Annotated in this window: 15 protein-coding genes and 2 tRNA genes; 9 read left to right on the plus strand and 8 right to left on the minus strand. The window is 70.8% G+C overall.

Annotated elements, in window-relative coordinates; translation table 11 throughout:
- The 3 genes from hrpA to UWG_RS33535 all read left to right on the plus strand — a co-directional run.
- The coding region (gene hrpA, locus UWG_RS0104425) for an ATP-dependent RNA helicase HrpA (protein ID WP_016905997.1) at positions 1–3,932 on the plus strand (3,932 nt) is incomplete at its 5' end.
- Positions 3,933–4,039: 107 nt separating this feature from the next.
- Positions 4,040–4,114, plus strand: a tRNA-Asp gene (locus tag UWG_RS0104430).
- 148 nt (positions 4,115–4,262) lie between these two features.
- Positions 4,263–4,436, plus strand: coding sequence for a DUF6274 family protein (locus tag UWG_RS33535; protein WP_237719982.1), 174 nt, complete (start codon positions 4,263–4,265; stop codon positions 4,434–4,436).
- A gap of 787 nt (positions 4,437–5,223) precedes the next feature.
- On the opposite strand, the gene bldC is transcribed toward UWG_RS33535, so the two are convergent.
- Both bldC and UWG_RS0104440 read right to left on the minus strand, forming a co-directional pair.
- Positions 5,224–5,430: a developmental transcriptional regulator BldC gene (bldC, locus tag UWG_RS0104435; RefSeq protein ID WP_016905998.1), complete on the minus strand. Its 207-nt coding sequence runs from the start codon at positions 5,428–5,430 to the stop codon at positions 5,224–5,226.
- A gap of 536 nt (positions 5,431–5,966) precedes the next feature.
- The gene (locus UWG_RS0104440) at positions 5,967–6,842 is read right to left on the minus strand and encodes a DUF8083 family protein (RefSeq protein ID WP_029391166.1); all 876 of its coding nucleotides are present in this window, start codon (positions 6,840–6,842) and stop codon (positions 5,967–5,969) included.
- Between the two features lie 408 nt (positions 6,843–7,250).
- On the opposite strand from UWG_RS0104440, the gene UWG_RS0104445 reads away from it, so the two are divergent.
- Together UWG_RS0104445 and UWG_RS0104450 are read left to right on the plus strand one after the other, a co-directional pair.
- Positions 7,251–8,318: a Leu/Phe/Val dehydrogenase gene (locus UWG_RS0104445; RefSeq protein WP_016906000.1), complete on the plus strand. Its 1,068-nt coding sequence runs from the start codon at positions 7,251–7,253 to the stop codon at positions 8,316–8,318.
- Between the two features lie 256 nt (positions 8,319–8,574).
- On the plus strand, positions 8,575–8,829 hold the full coding sequence (locus UWG_RS0104450; RefSeq protein WP_016906001.1) for a DUF3073 domain-containing protein: 255 nt from the start codon (positions 8,575–8,577) through the stop codon (positions 8,827–8,829).
- Between the two features lie 108 nt (positions 8,830–8,937).
- On the opposite strand, the gene purM is transcribed toward UWG_RS0104450, so the two are convergent.
- Positions 8,938–10,011 carry a phosphoribosylformylglycinamidine cyclo-ligase gene (gene purM, locus UWG_RS0104455; RefSeq protein WP_016906002.1) on the minus strand — a complete coding sequence of 358 codons (1,074 nt, stop codon included), beginning with the start codon at positions 10,009–10,011 and terminating at the stop codon, positions 8,938–8,940.
- A 131-nt stretch (positions 10,012–10,142) separates the two neighbouring features.
- The gene (gene purF, locus UWG_RS0104460) at positions 10,143–11,705 is read right to left on the minus strand and encodes an amidophosphoribosyltransferase (RefSeq protein ID WP_016906003.1); all 1,563 of its coding nucleotides are present in this window, start codon (positions 11,703–11,705) and stop codon (positions 10,143–10,145) included.
- A 238-nt stretch (positions 11,706–11,943) separates the two neighbouring features.
- Between purF and UWG_RS0104465 the strand changes: the two genes are divergently transcribed.
- Complete coding sequence (locus UWG_RS0104465) at positions 11,944–12,489, plus strand: hypothetical protein (RefSeq protein ID WP_016906004.1); 546 nt, start codon at positions 11,944–11,946, stop codon at positions 12,487–12,489.
- Between the two features lie 6 nt (positions 12,490–12,495).
- On the opposite strand, the gene UWG_RS0104470 is transcribed toward UWG_RS0104465, so the two are convergent.
- Positions 12,496–13,323 (minus strand): maleylpyruvate isomerase family mycothiol-dependent enzyme, encoded by an 828-nt coding sequence (locus UWG_RS0104470; RefSeq protein ID WP_016906005.1) that lies wholly within the window; start codon positions 13,321–13,323, stop codon positions 12,496–12,498.
- Between the two features lie 235 nt (positions 13,324–13,558).
- On the opposite strand from UWG_RS0104470, the gene UWG_RS29475 reads away from it, so the two are divergent.
- Positions 13,559–14,035, plus strand: coding sequence for a PH domain-containing protein (locus UWG_RS29475; protein WP_016906006.1), 477 nt, complete (start codon positions 13,559–13,561; stop codon positions 14,033–14,035).
- Between the two features lie 24 nt (positions 14,036–14,059).
- On the opposite strand, the gene purL is transcribed toward UWG_RS29475, so the two are convergent.
- The 3 genes from purL to purS are packed head-to-tail and all read right to left on the minus strand — an operon-like array spanning position 14,060 to position 17,279.
- On the minus strand, positions 14,060–16,315 hold the full coding sequence (purL, locus tag UWG_RS29480; RefSeq protein WP_016906007.1) for a phosphoribosylformylglycinamidine synthase subunit PurL: 2,256 nt from the start codon (positions 16,313–16,315) through the stop codon (positions 14,060–14,062).
- Positions 16,312–17,013, minus strand: coding sequence for a phosphoribosylformylglycinamidine synthase subunit PurQ (purQ, locus tag UWG_RS0104485; RefSeq protein WP_016906008.1), 702 nt, complete (start codon positions 17,011–17,013; stop codon positions 16,312–16,314). The genes purL and purQ overlap by 4 nt, the downstream gene beginning before the upstream one ends.
- Positions 17,010–17,279, minus strand: a complete 270-nt coding sequence (gene purS, locus UWG_RS0104490; protein ID WP_016906009.1) for a phosphoribosylformylglycinamidine synthase subunit PurS — start codon at positions 17,277–17,279, stop codon at positions 17,010–17,012. Before purS ends, purQ begins: the two co-directional genes overlap by 4 nt.
- A 691-nt stretch (positions 17,280–17,970) precedes the next feature.
- Here purS and UWG_RS0104495 point away from each other — a divergent pair.
- Both UWG_RS0104495 and UWG_RS0104500 read left to right on the plus strand, forming a co-directional pair.
- A complete protein-coding gene (locus tag UWG_RS0104495; RefSeq protein WP_029391167.1) occupies positions 17,971–18,288 on the plus strand; it encodes an Lsr2 dimerization domain-containing protein in 318 nt (105 codons plus the stop codon).
- Positions 18,289–18,425: 137 nt separating this feature from the next.
- Positions 18,426–18,497, plus strand: a tRNA-Gly gene (locus tag UWG_RS0104500).
- The last annotated feature ends 116 nt before the right edge of the window (positions 18,498–18,613 follow it).

An 18,613-nucleotide genomic window follows, 5' to 3' on the forward strand; every position in this document is an offset into this window, starting at 1 on the left:
CGCGCGAAGAGGTCTTGGCGGAGATCTCGGCGGCGATGGACGAGTCCGAGTTGCTCGTCGCCTCCCGCCGCGAGTCCGTCCCCGAGATCACGTACCCCGAGCAGCTACCCGTCAGCCAGAAGAAGGACGCGATCCTCGAGGCGGTACGGGACCACCAGGTCGTGATCGTCGCCGGCGAGACTGGCTCGGGCAAGACGACGCAGATCCCGAAGATCTGCATGGAGCTCGGCCGCGGCATCCACGGCACCATCGGCCACACCCAGCCCAGGCGCCTCGCCGCCCGCACGGTCGCCGAACGCGTCGCCGAGGAACTCGGCTCCCCACTGGGCGAGACGGTCGGCTGGAAGGTCCGTTTCACGGACCAGGTCGGCGAGAACACCCTCGTCAAGCTGATGACCGACGGCATCCTCCTCGCCGAGCTCCAGCAGGACAGGGAGCTGCGTCAGTACGACACCCTCATCATCGACGAGGCGCACGAGCGCAGCCTCAACATCGACTTCATCCTCGGCTACCTCGCCCAACTCCTGCCCAGGCGCCCGGACCTGAAGGTGGTCATCACCTCGGCGACGATCGACCCGGAGCGCTTCTCGCGGCACTTCGGCGACGCCCCGATCGTCGAGGTGAGCGGCCGGACCTACCCCGTCGAGGTCCGGTACCGCCCGCTGCTGGAGGAGGAGAGCGAGGCGCCCGACCGCGACCAGGCGACGGCGATCGGCGACGCCGTCGAGGAGCTGCAGGCCGAAGCCCCCGGCGACGTCCTCGTCTTCCTCTCGGGCGAGCGGGAGATCAGGGACACGGCGGACGCGCTGGAGAAGCGCTTCGCGCGCCGGGGCGCGCGCGCCGCTGCGACCGAGGTGCTCCCGCTCTACGCCCGTCTCTCCCACGCGGAGCAGCAGCGCGTCTTCCAGCGGCACACGGGCAGCCGCGTCGTGCTCGCCACCAACGTCGCCGAGACGTCCCTCACCGTCCCCGGCATCAAGTACGTCGTCGACCCGGGGACGGCGCGGATCTCCCGCTACAGCCACCGCACCAAGGTGCAGCGGCTGCCGATCGAGCCCGTCAGCCAGGCCAGCGCCAACCAGCGCAAGGGTCGTTCGGGACGTACCTCGGAGGGCATCTGCATCCGCCTCTACTCCGAGGAGGACTTCCTCTCCCGCCCGGAGTTCACCGACGCGGAGATCCTGCGGACCAACCTCGCCTCCGTCATCCTCCAGATGCACGCGGCGGGTCTCGGCGCGATCGAGAAGTTCCCCTTCATCGACCCGCCCGACCACCGCAGCATCAAGGCCGGCGTCCAACTCCTGGAAGAACTGGGCGCCCTGCGCGAGGGGAAGCTGACGAAACTCGGCCGGGACCTCGCCCGCCTCCCCGTCGACCCGCGCCTCGCGCGCATGGTCCTGGAGGCGGGGCGGAACGGCTGCGTCCGAGAGGTGACCGTCATCGCGGCCGCCCTCTCGCTCCAGGACCCGCGCGAGCGCCCGTCGGACAAGCAGCAGCAGGCGGACCAGCACCACGCCCGCTTCAAGGACCCCACGAGCGACTTCGTCTCCTTCCTCCACCTGTGGGAGTACGTGCACGAGCGGCGCAGAGAGCTCTCCTCCTCCGCTTTCCGCCGGATGTGCAAACAGGAGTTCCTCAACTATCTGCGCATACGCGAGTGGCAGGACATCTGCTCCCAACTGCGCCAGGTCGCAAGGACGATGGGACTCAGGCCGGAGGAACGCGAAGAAGCCGGGAGCGAGGTTTCGGCGGACGCGGTGCACCGTTCACTGCTCGCGGGACTCCTCTCGCACGTCGGCCTCAAGGACACGGAGAAGAACGAGTACCTCGGCGCACGGAACGCGAAGTTCGCCGTCTTCCCCGGCTCCGCGCTCTTCAAGAAGCCGCCGCGCTGGGTGATGTCGGCCGAGCTGGTGGAGACGTCCAGACTCTGGGCCAGGGTCAATGCGAAGATCGAACCCGAGTGGATCGAGCCCCTCGCCCAGCACCTGCTGAAGCACACCTACAGCGAACCGCACTGGGAGCAGAAGCAGGCGGCCGTGATGGGGTACGAGCGCGTCACCCTCTACGGCATCCCGATCGTCGCGCAGCGCAAGGTCAACTACGGCCGGATCGACCCGGAGACGTCCCGGGACCTCTTCATCCGGCACGCGCTCGTCGAGGGCGACTGGCGCACCCACCACGAGTTCTTCCGCGAGAACCGCCGACTCCTCGGCGAGGTCGAGGAGTTGGAGCACCGCGCCCGCCGCCGCGACATCCTCGTCGACGACGAGACCCTCTACGACTTCTACGACCAGCGCATCCCCGCCGAGGTCGTCTCCGGCGCCCACTTCGACTCCTGGTGGAAGAAGAAGCGGCGAGAAGAACCGGACCTGCTCAACTTCGAGAAGTCGATGCTCATCAACGAGCAGGCCGAGGGCGTCAGCGAGGCCGACTACCCGGACCTGTGGCGCCAGGACGGCCTGGTCCTGCCCGTCACCTACCAGTTCGAGCCCGGCACCGAGGCCGACGGCGTCACGGTCCACGTCCCGCTCCACGTCCTCAACCAGGTGTCGCCCGAGGGCTTCGACTGGCAGATCCCCGGCGTACGGCACACCCTCGTCACCGAGCTCATCCGCTCGCTGCCCAAGACGATCCGGCGCAACTACGTCCCCGCTCCCGACTACGCCTCCCGCTTCCTCGCACTCCCCGCCCCCGACGGCACCGGACCGCTGGCCCGGTCGGCCCCGCAGCAGCGTCCGTTGACGTCCGCGCTCGCCGCCGAGCTCCAGCGGATGGTGGGCGTCCCCGTCTCTCCGGAGGACTTCGACACCGCGAAGGTCCCCCCGCATCTGCGGATCACCTTCCGCGTCGTCGACGAGCGCCGCCGCAAGCTCGAAGGCGCCAGCGAGGACAAGGACCTGGAGGCGCTGAAGCTGCGCTTCAAGCCGCAGACGCGGGAAGCGATCTCCCGGGCCTTCGAGTCGGCCGAGCGCTCCAAGTCCCGTAAGAAGAAGCAGAAGTCGCAGCCCGGCGCAGCGCAGCCGGAGCCGGCCGCCCCCGCCGAACCCCCTTCGGCGCTCCAGCGCACGGGCCTCACCTCGTGGACGCTCGGCACGCTGCCGCGCACCTTCACGTCCCGCAGAGCCGGCCAGCCCCTCAAGGCGTATCCGGCGCTGGTGGACGAGGGCGAGTCCGTCGCGGTACGCCTCTTCGACACGGAGCCGGAGCAGCAGGCGGCGATGTGGCGCGGGGTACGGCGGCTCATCCTCCTCAACATCCCCGCCGATCCGGCGAAGTTCGCCCAGTCGAAACTGAACAACCAGCAGAAACTCGCTCTTTCGCGCTCCCCGCACGGCTCGGTCCAGGCTCTCTTCGAGGACTGCACCACCGCGGCGACCGACCGCCTCATCGCCGCGCACGGCGGCCCCCCGTGGGACGAGGAGTCCTTCCGCAAGCTCTTCGACGCCGTCCGCACGGACCTCGTCGACGCCACCCTCGCCACCGTCACCCAGGTCCAACAGGTCCTCGCCGCGTGGCACTCGTGCGAGCAGCGCCTCCGCGCCACCACGAGCCCCGTCCTCGCCGACTCCGCGGCCGACGTCAGGCGCCAACTCGACGAGCTGGTGCACCCCGGCTTCGTCACCGCGCACGGCACCGCCCGCCTCAAGGACCTGCTCCGCTACCTCACCGCGGCCGACCGGCGCCTCCAGCAGATGCCGCACAGCCCCGAGCGGGACCGCACCCGGATGGCGAAGGTCCTGGACATGCGGGACGAGTACCTGTGGCTGCTGGAGCAGTTCCCGCCCGGGCGCCCGGTACCGCAGGCGGTCCACGAGATCCGCTGGATGGTCGAGGAACTCCGGGTCAGCTACTTCGCGCATGCGCTCGGCACCAAGTACCCCGTCTCGGACAAGCGCATCGCGAAGGCCGTGGACGAGGCCGCCCTCTGACGCGGCACGGGGTGACAGCCCGGTCGCCCAGGGTGAGTTCGCCCCGGAGCACGGTGCTGCTGTAGAGTCTCCTCTCGTGCCCGGCCGAACGCCGCAGCACAGCTCCTGGTCCTGTGGAGCAGCTTGGAGTGCTCGCCACCCTGTCAAGGTGGAGGCCGCGGGTTCAAATCCCGTCAGGACCGCATTCGAAGGCCCGCCGTCCGGCGGGCCTTTTTCATGCCCGCCTCTTCCCATCCGCCGTGCGTCCGCGTCCGGTTGACGCCCGCACATCGGCGGGGTACGCCTGACCGCGGAGCCGCGTACACGGCCGACAGCCCCGGGAGGTGGACGATGCCGAAGCTGCCGGGTGGCACACCCCGCGACGACACGAGGGCCCTCCTACGAGCCCACCTCGCCGCCCGCCGAAGGCACCGGCACCTCACCCGCCACTGCCCGGCCTGCCACCGCCTGTTCCGCCTTGCGCTCGACGCCCCTCGCGCCATTACGTCCGGGGTCGCTCGCTGACGCCGACTCAACTTCCCTCAGTGTGCAGGCAGATCGACGCCGCCTGACCGGAACTCGCCGCGCACATGGCCGAATTGGCACCCCTGCTGCCCAACACCGTTCATCGGCCCGCACGTTCGCCGCCGCCCCCACGTCAGGCGACCGCAGCCTCGTCCACTATCCCAACCCCGTACTCCCTCACAAGTGGACATGAACGTGACGGGTGTCACCGAATTCCTCTCCGGAAGGGGGGAACTCGCGGGTCACTTCGTGGCGGGCAATTTAATGTGTGCAATGGCACCGTGCCCAAAGCGCTTGGCAGACCCTCCGACCGTTTCCCCCGACTCCCTTCCCCGCACCGCCCGTTCACCGTCACGGGCGTCACCGCGCATCGTCCCCAGCCGAGCCGCGCCCCATGCGCCACGCGCGCCACCGATACGCACGCGCCCCTCGGAAGCGACTCCGAACGGCCGCCCCCCGCGGGCCGGTTGCTCGACCGCACCGGCAGCGAGCCCTGAGCGGCGCCAGAGGGCGCCCAGGCGGCACTCCGTGCCCCCGGACGCCCCGGGTACCCCCAGAGGCGCACAGCGGCCGCAGGAGGCGCTCAAACGCGCGCACGCGCCTCGCGCACCGGAGTCCCGCGCCTCCAACTCCCGTGCGCACAAAGAAAGATCGCGCTGGACCCGGCGGAGTCCAGCGCGATCAACGAGTGAGCGCTGTTGGGGCAGCAGCCCCTCGTGCGGTGCTCTGGGCGTCGCAGCGGGGTGGGGGCCCCGCGGTTCGCCCGGTTATGCGGTTGTTTCGCTGATCATGCCTCGCTGCGCTGCTGGGGGATGCCCGCCAGCAATGCGCGCACCTCCGCCTCGCGGTAGCGGCGGTGCCCTCCGAGCGTGCGGATGGACGTGAGCTTGCCCGCCTTTGCCCAGCGTGTGACCGTCTTCGGGTCCACGCGGAACATGCTGGCAACCTCAGCCGGGGTCAGCAGCGGCTCGGCTTCAGGGGTGCGAGCGGTCATGAGCGGCCTCCTCGGGAGAACCGAACCATCACGGTTCTTTCCTCTAAATTCTGCACCTTGGCCCGCGTTGCCCGATATGGCGCACGCGGGCCGAGTCGGTTATAGGACGAACGGCTTGTCCTCGGCACTACAACTACACCATCTGTCCAGCCACGTCGGCCAAACCGATGGAATTGCCCTCTCAGGTGTTGAACCTCAACGGAAGCCGATGGACCGTGCCATAGCGGACAGTCACGCCGTCGTGACGATCAGTCACGGCAGGAGCAAGCGGCACCAGCCCCACCAAGAAGTGCAATACCGATCTATCCGCCCAAAGTTGGATGGAAGGAGCCCTCGGCGAACTCCTTGTCCTATTTTGACACGAGGAGCAGCTCTGAGAGCAAGACCCCGATTAAGTGCGATCCATCACGCTTGAGGCAATAGCCCGGTTCGGGACGTAGGTCCCATCCGTGCGAACTTTACTGCGGCCCGCACACCGAGCGCGCACCGCACCCTCGGCTCGACCGCCCCGAAGCCCAACACGGCCCGCGTGGCGCTCAGTTGGCGAACTGGAGTTCGCGCACCGCCCGCCACCGCAAGGTGAGCCGCTCGTACGCCTCGCCCGCGGCCTCCTCGTCGCCGGCACGGAGCGCGGCGAGCCCCTCGGCGACGTCCGCCGCCGAATGGTCCGTCGCGAGCTGCTCGTCGCCGATCGCGTACGCGAGGCCGCCGTAGTCCAGTTCGACGAGCGAACGCGGGTGGAATTCCTCCAGCCAGCGCCCCACATCTACCAGGCCCTCGATGAGCGGTCCCTCCTCGAGCTCCTCGCGGAGCACTTTCAAGCCCCTCGCGAGGCGCCGCCGTGCCTGCACCATAGGGGTGCGGTAGCGAAGGACGAACTGCTGTCCGCTCTCCTCACCGGAACCGGACTTTCCAAACTCCCTCTCGTCATCGGCGAAGAGCACGAACCACCGCACCGGCACCTGCCACACCGCGGTACGAATCCACGGCCGCGCATCGGGATTCCGCTCCCGCCAGCGGTCGTAGTCCTCGGCCGCCTGCCTGCGCACCACGGGAGGGACGGCCGCGTCCAGTACCGGCTGGGGCATCGCGATCTCCTGGTCGCCGGCGGCCTGGGTGAGCGCCGCGAGCGCCTGCCAGCCGCGGAGCCTCGTGCGCCAGGGGCAGACGCAGGTCACACCCTCGACCTCGGCGACGAACGCGTCGGCGCTCTCGTGGTGCGGCACCACGACGGGCGGCATCGGTAGCAGGTCGGTGAGGGAGCGCCGCACCTCGTCCTGCGCGGTGGGCAGGGTCTCCTGCTGTGCGTAGCGCACCCAGTGGCTGCGCTCCGGCTCGGGGAAGGCGGCGAGCGGCTCGTACACCCGCAGGTAGGACGCGTACGGGACAGTGACCGAAGCCGGCATGGCCACGTGGTTCCTCCAAGGACGGGGTGCGGGGATCGGTTGCGGTGGCTCGACGGACGCGTCGGAACCCCCGTGGGACGGGCGGTTTCCGGAGTGCGAACGCAGGTCCGGAAGACAGTTGACTACCCCGTTCCCCGGACCGCAACGTGCCCGCGCTCCGCAGGCGTACGCTGCCGACGAACCTCCGCGCACCAGGTCCGCCCGGCACCGCGGGGGAGCTGCAGGCCCGCACCCGGGCCCTCTCCGCCACAAGCAGGAGCGGCCCGGCGGAGGGCGTCCTTCGCACTAGGAGTCACCACCGTGACCGAACCTTCAACCGGCGTAGAAGACCGAACGGCCCCCGGCACCGGACCGCGCACGCCCGCGCAGACCACCGCGCCCACCGCCGAGACGGGCACCTCTCGCCCTTCCGGGGTGTTGCGCACCCTCTTCCGCTCCGAGCAGGGCGGCCACGAACAGGTCGTCCTCTGCCAGGACCCCGCCAGCGGGCTCAGGGCCGTCATCGCCGTCCACTCCACCGCGCTGGGCCCCGCCCTCGGCGGCACCCGCTTCCACGCCTACGTCGACGCGGCAGCCCCGGAGGAGGCAGCCCTCCGCGACGCGCTCGACCTGGCCCGCGGGATGTCGTACAAGAACGCGCTCGCGGGGCTCGACCACGGCGGCGGCAAGGCCGTGATCATCGGGGACCCGAGCCGCGACAAGACGGAGGCGCTGCTGCGCGCCTACGGCAGGTACGTCGCCTCGCTCGGCGGCCGGTACGTCACCGCCTGCGACGTCGGCACCTACGTGCAGGACATGGACGTGGTCGCCGAGGAGTGCCGCTGGACGACGGGGCGCTCGCCCGAGAACGGCGGCGCCGGGGACTCTTCCGTCCTCACGGCGTTCGGCGTCTTCCAGGGCATGCGCGCCACGGCCGCACGCCTGTGGGGAGCGCCTACGCTGCGCGGGCGCACGGTCGGGATCGCGGGCGTGGGCAAGGTGGGGCACCACCTCGTCGAGCACCTCTTGGAGGACGGCGCCGAGGTGGTCGTCACCGACGTGCGCGCGGACGCGGTGCGCCGCGTCCGCGAGGGCCGTCCCGAGGTACGCGCCGTCGAGGACACCGAGGCGCTCGTGCGGCTGCCCGAGCTGGACCTCTACGCCCCCTGCGCCCTCGGAGGCGCGCTCGACGACCGGACCGTCGCCGACCTCACGGCACGCGGCGTCTGCGGCGCGGCCAACAACCAGCTGGCGCACCCCGGGGTGGAGAAGGATCTCGCGGACCGCGGCATCCTCTACGCCCCCGACTACCTCGTGAACTCCGGCGGCGTGATCCAGGTCGCGGAAGAGCTCAGGGGGTTCGACTTCGCACGAGCGAAAGCAAAGGCCGAGAAGATCCACGACACGGCGCTGGCGATCTTCGACCGTGCGGAAGCCGACGGCACCCCGCCCGCGACGGCTGCCGACAGGCTCGCGGAGCAGCGGATCGCAGGGGCCGCGTAGTCGGGAGGTCTTTCTCACGCCCCCTCGGCGGGTCGTTGCGGAACGGGAAGGTAAAATCCGGACTGACCAGCGCAGGAAAGGTCATGGGCGACAGCGGGGCCCTGTCGTGTCGTGCGGGCGACGTACCGTACGGGCGCGGAAGAAGGTACCGTTGAAGCCTGAGAAATGGTCTCTCCCTGGGAGACCGCTCTGATGATTCATGAACGCGTGTCAAGACTCTGGGGCCGTCGAGCCCCGTCGTTGAGGGGGTCGAGCCATGGGGCGCGGCCGGGCCAAGGCCAAGCAGACGAAGGTCGCCCGCCAGCTGAAGTACAACAGCGGTGGGACGGACCTCACACGCCTGGCTGAGGAGCTGGGCGCATCGACGTCGAACCAGTCGCCGAACGGCGAGCGCTTCGAGGAAGATGAGCTGGACGACGACCCGTACGCACAGTACGCGGAGCTGTACAACGACGAGGAGGAGGACGACGAGCAGTCGTCCGACCCGCAGTCGAACCGACGTCGCGCTTGACGTCCACGCACAGTGGCCCGGTCCGGCATCCGCCGGGCCGGGTTCTGTGCTGCCCAGACGCTTTTTCGCAGCCGGCGGCCGCCGTGGCGGCCGCCGGCCGGGCGTGCTTCAGCTCGCATGGCCACCCGTGAGCGTCACCGTGCCGTGATCGGCTCCCGTGCTCTCGGTCACCTCGCCGAGGACCCAGGCGTCCACGCCGCGGTCGGCGAGCGTCGTCAACGCGGTGGACACTGCATCACCGGGGACGACGGCGACCATGCCGACGCCCATGTTGAGCGTCCGCTCCATCTCCGCGCGCTCCACCTCACCGGCCTGCGAGACGAGCCCGAAGACCGCGGGCGGCGTCCAGGTCGAGCGGTCGAGCTCCGCGCGGAGGCCCTGCGGCATGACGCGGGCGAGGTTGGCGGCGAGGCCGCCGCCCGTGATGTGCGAGAAGGCGTGGACCTCGCAGGCGGCGACGAGCGCGAGGCAGTCGAGCGAGTAGATCTTCGTCGGTTCGAGGAGCTCCTCGCCGAGAGTGCGGCCGAACTCGGGGACCCGGCGCTCCAGCGCCCACCCGGCACGCTCGAAGAGGACGTGGCGGACGAGCGAGTACCCGTTGGAGTGGAGCCCCGAGGACGCCATGGCGATCACGGCGTCCCCCGCGCGCACCCGCTCGGGGCCGAGCACACTGTCCGCCTCGACGACGCCTGTCCCCGCGCCTGCGACGTCGTACTCGTCGGGTCCGAGCAGCCCGGGGTGCTCGGCGGTCTCACCGCCGACCAGGGCGCAGCCCGCGAGGACGCAACCTTCGGCGATCCCCTTCACGATCTGCGAGATCCGCTCGGGGACGACCTTGCCGACCGAGATGTAGTCGGTCATGAAGAGCGGCTCGGCACCACAGACGACCAGGTCGTCGACGACCATCGCGACGAGATCGTGCCCGATGGTGTCGTGGAGGTCCATCCGCTGCGCGACGGCGACCTTGGTGCCGACGCCGTCGGTCGCCGAGGCGAGGAGGGGACGGCGGTAGCGTGCGAGGGCCGAGGCGTCGAAGAGGCCGGCGAATCCGCCGAGCACGCCGACAGACTCCGGCCGCTGGGCCTTGCGCACCCAGTTCTTCATGAGGTGGACGGCGCGGTCGCCGGCCTCGATGTCGACTCCGGCCGCCGCGTAGCTGGCGCCTGAGCTCTCTGTGGTCACGGGTTCGGGGGTCCTTTCTGCGCGCCGCACCGGCCGTACGGGGGCGCCGAGACGGCCGGGCCGCGCGGTGCGCGCGGTCGGCCTGGCTCGGTCCTCGCCGGGCTTGTCATGGTCTGGGCTGCACGCGCCGTTCAGGGCCGCTTGAGCGCGTCGGCGCCGCCGACTCCGGCGGTGAGGGTGGTGACGCCGTCCGCGTCGGTGGCGGACGCCTCCGTGGTCTCCGTCTCCAGCAGGCGCTTGCCGAGGAGTTCGTGATCGGGGAGGTCCATCGGGTACTCGCCGTCGAAGCAGGCCCTGCAGAGGTTCGGCTTGGCGATCGTCGTCGCCTCCGTCATGCCGTCGAGGGAGATGTACGCGAGGGAGTCGGCGCCGAGGGACTTGCCGATCTCCTCGACGGAGAGGCCGTTGGCGATGAGCTCGGCCCTGGTCGCGAAGTCGATCCCGAAGAAGCAGGGCCACTTGATGGGCGGGGAGCTGATCCGGACGTGGACCTCTGCCGCGCCTGCCTCGCGGAGCATCCGGACCAGGGCGCGCTGAGTGTTGCCGCGCACGATCGAGTCGTCGACGACGACGAGCCGCTTACCCCTGATGACTTCCTTCAGCGGGTTGAGCTTGAGCCGGATACCGAGCTGCCTGATCGTCTGCGAGGGCTGGATGAAGGTCCGGCCCACGTAGCTGTTCTTCACCAGACCGCTGCCGTACGGGATGCCGCTCGCCTCCGCGTACCCGATCGCGGCCGGGGTGCCGGACTCGGGCGTGGCTATGACGAGGTCCGCTTCGGCGGGGGACTCGCCGGCGAGGCGGCGGCCCATCTCGACGCGGGAGAGGTAGACGTTCCGGCCGGCGATGTCGGTGTCGGGGCGGGCGAGGTAGACGTACTCGAAGACGCAGCCCTTCGGCCTGGCGTCGGCGAACCGGGTGGAGCGGAGGCCGTCCTCGTCGATGGCGACGAGCTCGCCCGGCTCGATCTCGCGGACGAAGCCGGCTCCGACGATGTCGAGCGCGGAGGTCTCGCTCGCCACGACCCAGCCACGCTCCAGCCGTCCGAGCACGAGCGGGCGGACGCCCTGCGCGTCGCGGGCGGCGTAGAGGGTGTGCTCGTCCATGAAGACGAACGAGAAGGCGCCCTTGACCTGCGGGAGGACCAGCGGGGCCGCCTGTTCGACGGTGAGCGGGTTGCCGTCCTCGTCCGTCTGGCCTGCGAGGAGGGCCGTGACGAGGTCGGTGTCGTTGGTGGCGGCGACCTGGGTCGCGCGGCCGCCGCTGCCCGCCGCCTGCTCGGCGACGAGTCCGGCGAGCTCGCCGGTGTTGACCAGGTTGCCGTTGTGTCCGAGCGCGAGGGAGCCGTGCGCCGTCGCGCGGAAGGTAGGCTGCGCGTTCTCCCAGACCGAGGCTCCGGTCGTGGAGTACCTGGCGTGCCCGACGGCGATGTGGCCGCGGAGCGAGCCGAGGGAGGTCTCGTCGAAGACCTGGGAGACCAGGCCCATGTCCTTGAAGACCAGGATCTGGGAGCCGTTGCTCACAGCGATACCTGCGGACTCCTGTCCGCGGTGCTGCAGGGCGTAGAGACCGAAGTACGCGAGTTTGGCGACCTCTTCACCCGGAGCCCAGACCCCGAAGACGCCGCATGCGTCCTGGGGGCCCTTCTCGCCCGGGAGGAGGTCGTGGTTGAGGTTACCGTCACCACGTGGCACGTCTTCGAGTCTAGGGCAGGCACGCGGGGAGCGGGGAACCGGGGAGGTCCTGACCCGCTCCGCCCCCGCCGGTGAGCAGCCGTTTCGGGGGCGCCGGGGGCCGCTTCCGCCGGACGGCGGCGTCGGGAAGCCTGCGGGCACGGGCAGTTGCCGGCCTTGTGATGCGGCCACACAAGCGGCTACATTCGACCGGTCCGCCGCCGCGCCGCGGCTTCGACGCCCGATCCCTGGAGGCCCCATGAGCACCGCTGCCCGGCACCCGGCCGAGGAACGTCTCACCGCACGGATACGCACGGCCGTCGAGCAGTACGCACAGGAGCGGGGCGCAGCGCCGGGCGAGGGGCGGCTCGACTACCCGCGGTCACTCGCGGACGGCTATGCCGCCCACCGCGAGGAGCCCGGTCCGCTCGCCGCCTACCTGGACGGCCTCGCCGGCGAACTCGCCCTCGCCGACGTCCGTGCGCTGCGTCTCGCCGGCGAGGCCGCCGCCGCCGTGACACCGCGGCTCGTCGAGGCCGCAGCCGACGAGGGCGTACCGCCTCCCCGCATAGCCGAGGAGTTGGGCCTCACACCGTCGCGCGTCTACACCCTCCTCCGCGAGCAGCGGCGGGAGCGGGCCCGCGCCGTGCTGGAGGGCCGGCTCAGCCCCGCGGAGGCAGCGGGCGACGACCCGCGTGCCGCGCTCGTCCGCTACGGCGCGGCGCTCGTCGGCCTCCCCGCCGAGCACCGGGAGACCGCCGAACGGTTCCTCGCGGGGCTGCGGGCCGCCGCCGAGGAGGCGTGAGGGCCCTCAGCGCAGGACCGGCAGGAGGTCGCCGAGGTCGGCCCGCTCGCCGCTCGCCGCGACCGCGCCGTCCTCGCAGGCTCGCGTCCACTCCTCGCGGCCGGTCGCGAGGCGAACCCAGGTGAGCGGGGAGGTCTCGACGACGTTCGGCGGGGTGCCCCTCGTGTGCCGGGGCCCCTCGACGCACTGGACGACGGCGAAGGGCGGAACACGCACCTCGACCGAGGAGCCGGGCGCCTTCGCTGCGAGGGCGTCGGCGAGGACGCGGACGGTGCCGGCGAGGGCCTGCCGGTCGAGGTGGACGGCGACGCCGGTGGCGCGGGCGAGATCGTCGCCGTGCACGACGAGTTCGACGAGGCGGGTCACGGTGAAATCGAGCATGCGCATGGCGCCGAAGGCACCGGGGACGAGGAGGTCCTCGCGGACGGCGGACTCCAGTACGGGCTCCAGGTCGGCGACGGCGGCGTCGATGAGGGCCGGTGCGTCCTCCGTGCGGGCGGCCCGCTCGCGGGTGCGCGCGTCGAGGTCCGCTGCGACGTCGCCGTTGGAGAGGGCCCACCGCGGGAGGCTCACCTCGGCGGTCCTCGCGCGTGCCTCCGGGCCGCTGAGGAACTTGGGGACGGCGTCGATCTGGAGGGCGAGGTGGACGAGCAGGTGGTGGACGTCCCAGCCGGCGAGTCCGGAGGGGAGGGACCGCTGCTCGGGCGTGAGCCGGTGTGCCGCGTCTGCGGTCGCCTCGACCTGGGCGATGAGGGCCTTGCGGGTCCTGTCCGGGTCGTACGCGCGCAGCTTCCTCGTCGTGCCCGTGGCTGATCTGCGGTGAGCGGACGGCATGCCGGTGAGGTTACCGCCGCCGCGTGCGCCGCGCGCGGGTCGTACGCCGCCGCGGCGGAGCGGCGCCCCGCGCGGACGGGGCGCGTGGGCTGGGGCGTGGGGCGTCAACTGCCCTTGCGGGCACGGCAGACCGGGGCAGACGACCTGTGCCAGGATTCCCCTCATGTCTATTGCGGATCGCCATCTCGCCGACGACGAACAGCTCATATATGTGACGCGACAGCACTGGACCGAAATGGTCAGCGAGTTCGTGATCCTCTGCGTGATCTGGGCGGTCGCAGGCGTGCTCGTCTGGATGGTCTCCGGCGCGGAGTGGGGAGCGGCGACGTACGTCGTGCTCGGTGCGGCGGGGATCGCTTCCGTCTGGTTCTGGTTGATCCCGCTGCTGAAGTGGCGCAGTCAGATGTACATCCTGACCACCAAGCGCATCTACAAGCGCACCGGCTTCCTCACCAAGGCGAGCCGCGCCATCCCGCTCCTGCGCGTCAACGACGTCTCGTTCAAGGCGACGCTCTGGGAGCGGATCATGCGGTACGGAACGATCAGCATCCAGTCCGCTTCCGAGCAGGGGAAGATGACGATGCGCCACGTTCCGAAGCCGGAGTGGTTCAAGTCGGAGATCTACCGCGCGGTCGACGAGGAGCAGTCACGGCAGCAGATGGGCCCCGGACCGATGGGCCCGGGGCCGCAGTGGGGCCCGCCGCAGTACTGAGTACGGCGGCGGACCCGGTGCCGCTCAGCCGAAGAGCGCGGGCAGCGTCGCGGTGTGCGCGGCGCGCAGTTCGTCGAGCGGGAGGGTGAACTGGCCCTGGATCTCCAGCTCCTCGCCGTCGACGACGCCGATGCGGGCGGCCGGCATGCCGCGGGCCGCACACATGTCGTTGAACCGGACCTCTTCGCTCCGGGGGATCGCCACCAGCGCCCTCCCCTGTGACTCGGAGAAGAGGAAGACGAACGGGTCGACGCCGTCGGGCACCACGATCCGGGCCCCCTTGCCGCCGCGCAGGCAGGACTCGGTGAGCGCCTGGATGAGGCCGCCGTCGGAGAGGTCGTGCGCCGCGTCGGCCATGCCGTCGCGGGAGGCGGAGACGAGGATCTCGCCGAGGAGCTTCTCGCGCTCCAGGTCCACCTCGGGCGGGAGGCCGCCGAGGTGGCCGTGCGCGACCTGCGCCCAGGCCGAGCCGCCGAGTTCGTCCCTGGTGTCGCCGAGGAGGTAGACGAGGTGTCCCTCCTCGGCGAAGGCCATCGGTGTGCGCCGTGCGACGTCGTCGATGACGCCGAGGACGCCGACGACCGGCGTCGGATGGATCGCCGCCTCGCCCGTCTGGTTGTAGAGCGAGACGTTGCCGCCGGTCACCGGGGTGCCGAGCGCACGGCAGCCGTCCGCGAGCCCGCGGCACGCCTCTGCGAACTGCCACATCGCTGCCGGATCTTCGGGAGAACCGAAGTTGAGGCAGTCGGTGACGGCGAGCGGCTTCGCGCCCGTCGTGGCGACGTTCCGGTACGACTCGGCGAGGGCCAACTGCGCGCCCGTGTACGGGTCGAGCTTCGCGTACCTGCCGTTGCCGTCGGTGGCGAGCGCGACGCCGAGGCCCGACTCCTCGTCGATCCGGATCATGCCGCCGTCCTCCGGCTGCGCGAGGACCGTGCCGCCGAGGACGTAGCGGTCGTACTGGTCGGTGATCCACGAGGCGTCGGCCTGGTTGGGCGAGGAGACGAGCGCGAGCGCGGCGGCACGCAGCTCCTCGCCGCCCGCCGGACGGGGCAGCCGCGACGCGTCGTCGGCCTGGAGCGCGTCCTGCCACTCCGGGCGGGCGTAGGGGCGCTCGTAGACGGGGCCCTCGTGCGCGACGGTGCCGGGCTCGACGTCGACGATCTGTTCGCCGTGCCAGAAGATCTCCAGGCGGTCGCCCTCGGTGACCTCGCCGATCACGGTGGCGGTCACCTCCCACCGCTCGCAGATCTCCAGGAACCGCTCGACGTCGCCGGGCTCGACGACGGCGCACATCCGCTCCTGCGACTCGCTCATCAGAATCTCCTCGGGGGAGAGCGAGGGATCGCGCAGCGGCACGGTGTCCAGTTCGACGCGCATGCCGCCGGAGCCGTTGGAGGCCAACTCGCTGGTGGCGCAGGAGAGTCCGGCCGCGCCGAGGTCCTGGATGCCGGTGACGAGGCCCTCGCCGAAGAGCTCCAGCGTGCACTCGATGAGCCGCTTCTCCTCGAAGGGGTCGCCGACCTGCACGGCAGGGCGCTTGGCGGGCTTGCCGTCGGACGACTCGAAGGTCTCGGAGGCGAGGATCGACGCGCCGCCGATGCCGTCGCCGCCGGTGCGCGCGCCGTAGAGCACGACCTTGTTGCCTGCGCCCGCCGCCTTGGCGAGGTGGATGTCCTCGTGCTTCATGACGCCGACGCAGAGGGCGTTGACGAGCGGGTTGCCCTGGTAGCACGCGTCGAAGACGACCTCGCCCCCGATGTTCGGGAGGCCGAGGCAGTTGCCGTATCCGCCGATGCCCGCGACGACGCCGGGGAGCACCCGGCGGGTGTCGGGATGGTCGGGGGCGCCGAAGCGGAGCGGGTCCATCACGGCGATCGGCCTGGCGCCCATCGCGATGATGTCGCGCACGATCCCGCCGATCCCGGTGGCGGCGCCCTGGTGCGGCTCGACGTACGAGGGGTGGTTGTGCGACTCGACCTTGAAGGTCACCGCGTACCCCTCGCCCACGTCGACGACGCCGGCCTGTTCGCCGATGCCCACGAGGAGCGCGTCCGAGTGCGGGGCCTTCTCGCCGAACTGCTTCAGGTGGATCTTGGAGGACTTGTAGGAGCAGTGCTCGGACCACATCACCGAGTACATCGCCAGCTCGGCGCCGGTCGGGCGGCGGCCGAGCAGCTCGCGTACGCGTGCGTACTCGTCCTGCTTCAGGCCGAGTTCGGCCCAGGGCTGCTCGGCCTCCGGGGTCTGCTCGGCATTCTTGACGGTGTCCAGGCTCATGCGGTGACCAGCTTTTTCAAGACCGAGGTGAAGAAGCCGAGCCCGTCGGTGGTCGGCCCGGTGAGGGGTTCGACGGCGTGCTCGGGGTGCGGCATGAGGCCGACCACGTTCCCGGCCTCGTTGGTGACGCCCGCGATGTCGCGGCGCGAGCCGTTGGGGTTGCCGCCGAGGTAGCGGGCGACGACGCGGCCCTCCGCCTCCAGCGCGTCGAGGGTCGCCTCGTCGGCGATGTAGCCGCCCTCGCCGTTCTTCAGCGGGACGGTGATCGTCTCGCCGGGCGCGTAGTCGGCCGTCCAGGCCGTCTCCGCGTTGTCGATGCGGAGGCGCTGGTCGCGGCAGACGAAGTGGAGGTGGTCGTTGCGCGTGAGCGCGCCGGGGAGCAGGTGGGACTCGCAGAGGATCTGGAACCCGTTGCAGATGCCGAGCACCGGCAGCCCCTCGCGAGCCGCCTCGCTCACCTTCCCCATCACCGGGGAGAAGCGGGCGATCGCGCCGCACCGCAGGTAGTCGCCGTAGGAGAAGCCGCCGGGCAGGATCACCGCGTCCACGTCCCGCAGGTCCGCGTCGCGGTGCCAGAGGGCGACGGGTTCACCGCCGGCCAGGCGTACGGCGCGGCGGGCGTCGCCGTCGTCGAGCGAGCCGGGGAAGGTGACGACGCCGATGCGTCCGAGGCCGGAGGCTTCGGGGTGCGCCGTCATGCCGCCGCCTGAGCGGGGTCGGGCTCCTCGACGCGGACCGTGTAGTCCTCGATGACGGTGTTGGCGAGGAGGGCGTCGGCCATCTCCCTCACGCGGGCGAGGGCGGCGTCGTCGACCGGCTCCGCCACCTCCAACTCGAAGCGCTTGCCCTGACGGACCTCGGTGATCCCCTCGTAACCGAGACGGGGCAGTGCGCGTTGCACCGCCTGTCCCTGGGGGTCGAGGATCTCGGGCTTCAGCATGACGTCGACCACGACGCGAGCCACGGGTACTCCTTGTGCTTAGCGGGGCGCTGCGTTCGCAAGCGTACCCGCCCGGAGAATCTACGCGCGTGGACGCAGAGCGGACACGCACCGGACCCCCGCGCGACCACGGGAGCGGGGTCCAACGCGCGCGCGGAACACCCGGGATGGGCGCCCGGCACCGCGATGCGGCCAGGGCAAGCACTGGGAAAACGGGCGCGGAAAACGTAGGGTCCGGATTGCGGTCTCGCCGAGGGCACCCCGGAAAACGCCCTCGCGATATTGCACTGCCCGAAATCGGCCCGGCGGATCACCACCGGCTCTGCAAGAACCCGGAGTTCGTACACGAGCATGCACGGATACTTCGCGGATCTTCCACGAACGGTTACGAGGCGCCGATCACGGCGGACACGCGCCGCGACCGGGCGCCACGCGTACGGGCGCAGGCGCGGGCACCGAAGCACACCGCCGCGGCGGGGACCGCGCCCTGCGTCGGCGAGCACCCCGGGGCTCCGCCGACAGAGGCGACGAAGCGGCCGCCTCGCCTCTCCCGCGGAGAGAATCGCCAATCCGCGGGCCATGCCCGGCGGTTGAACGGCAAGATCCCCGATCGGCAACACCCGAAAAACAGCCCCCAACGGGCCGGCCGCTTATCCGCACCCGCGGAACGAGTGCAATGGCCCACTCCGCGATCCTGATGGAAGGACCGGTATCCGTGGCACAGCGCGTAGTGGTCACACTCTCCGACGACCTCGAAGGCGGAGAGGCGTCGGAAACGGTCGCATTCGCTCTCGACGGCAGGTCCTACGAGATCGATCTCAACGCCGACAACGCGAAGAAACTGCGTGAGGAGTTGGCACCGTTCGTGGAGGCGGGCCGCAAGCGCGCCAAGTCGGGCAAGGCGTACCACCGGACGTCGGTCGAGCCGGACGCCCGTGCCGTGCGCGCCTGGGCCGAGTCGAACGGGTACGAGGTACCGGCCCGCGGGCGGATTCCGAAGCGGATCTACGAAGCGTTCCAGGCAGCCCACTGAGACGGCCGTCCGGGATCCCCCGCACCGTGGCTCCGGCCGCCGAGTCGCCGCCGGGAGAACCGACTTGCCACACCCCCCAGGTGATCGGCTAAAGTTCTGAACACGCCGCGAGGGGAAGACACCACCTCCCGGAGCGTGCGGGTGTAGCTCAGTAGTAGAGCGCCCCCTTTCCAAGGGGGAGGCGCAGTGTGCGATCCCTGTCACCCGCTCTCCTCACTTCTCCCGATCCTTCGGGTAGGGTGATGGCCGCGCCACTCGGTGAAAGCCGGGTGGATGCATGCGGACGTAGCTCAGTTGGTAGAGCGCAACCTTGCCAAGGTTGAGG

The organism is Streptomyces xiaopingdaonensis (assembly GCF_000262345.1).
Classification (GTDB): Bacteria; Actinomycetota; Actinomycetes; order Streptomycetales; family Streptomycetaceae; genus Streptomyces; species Streptomyces xiaopingdaonensis.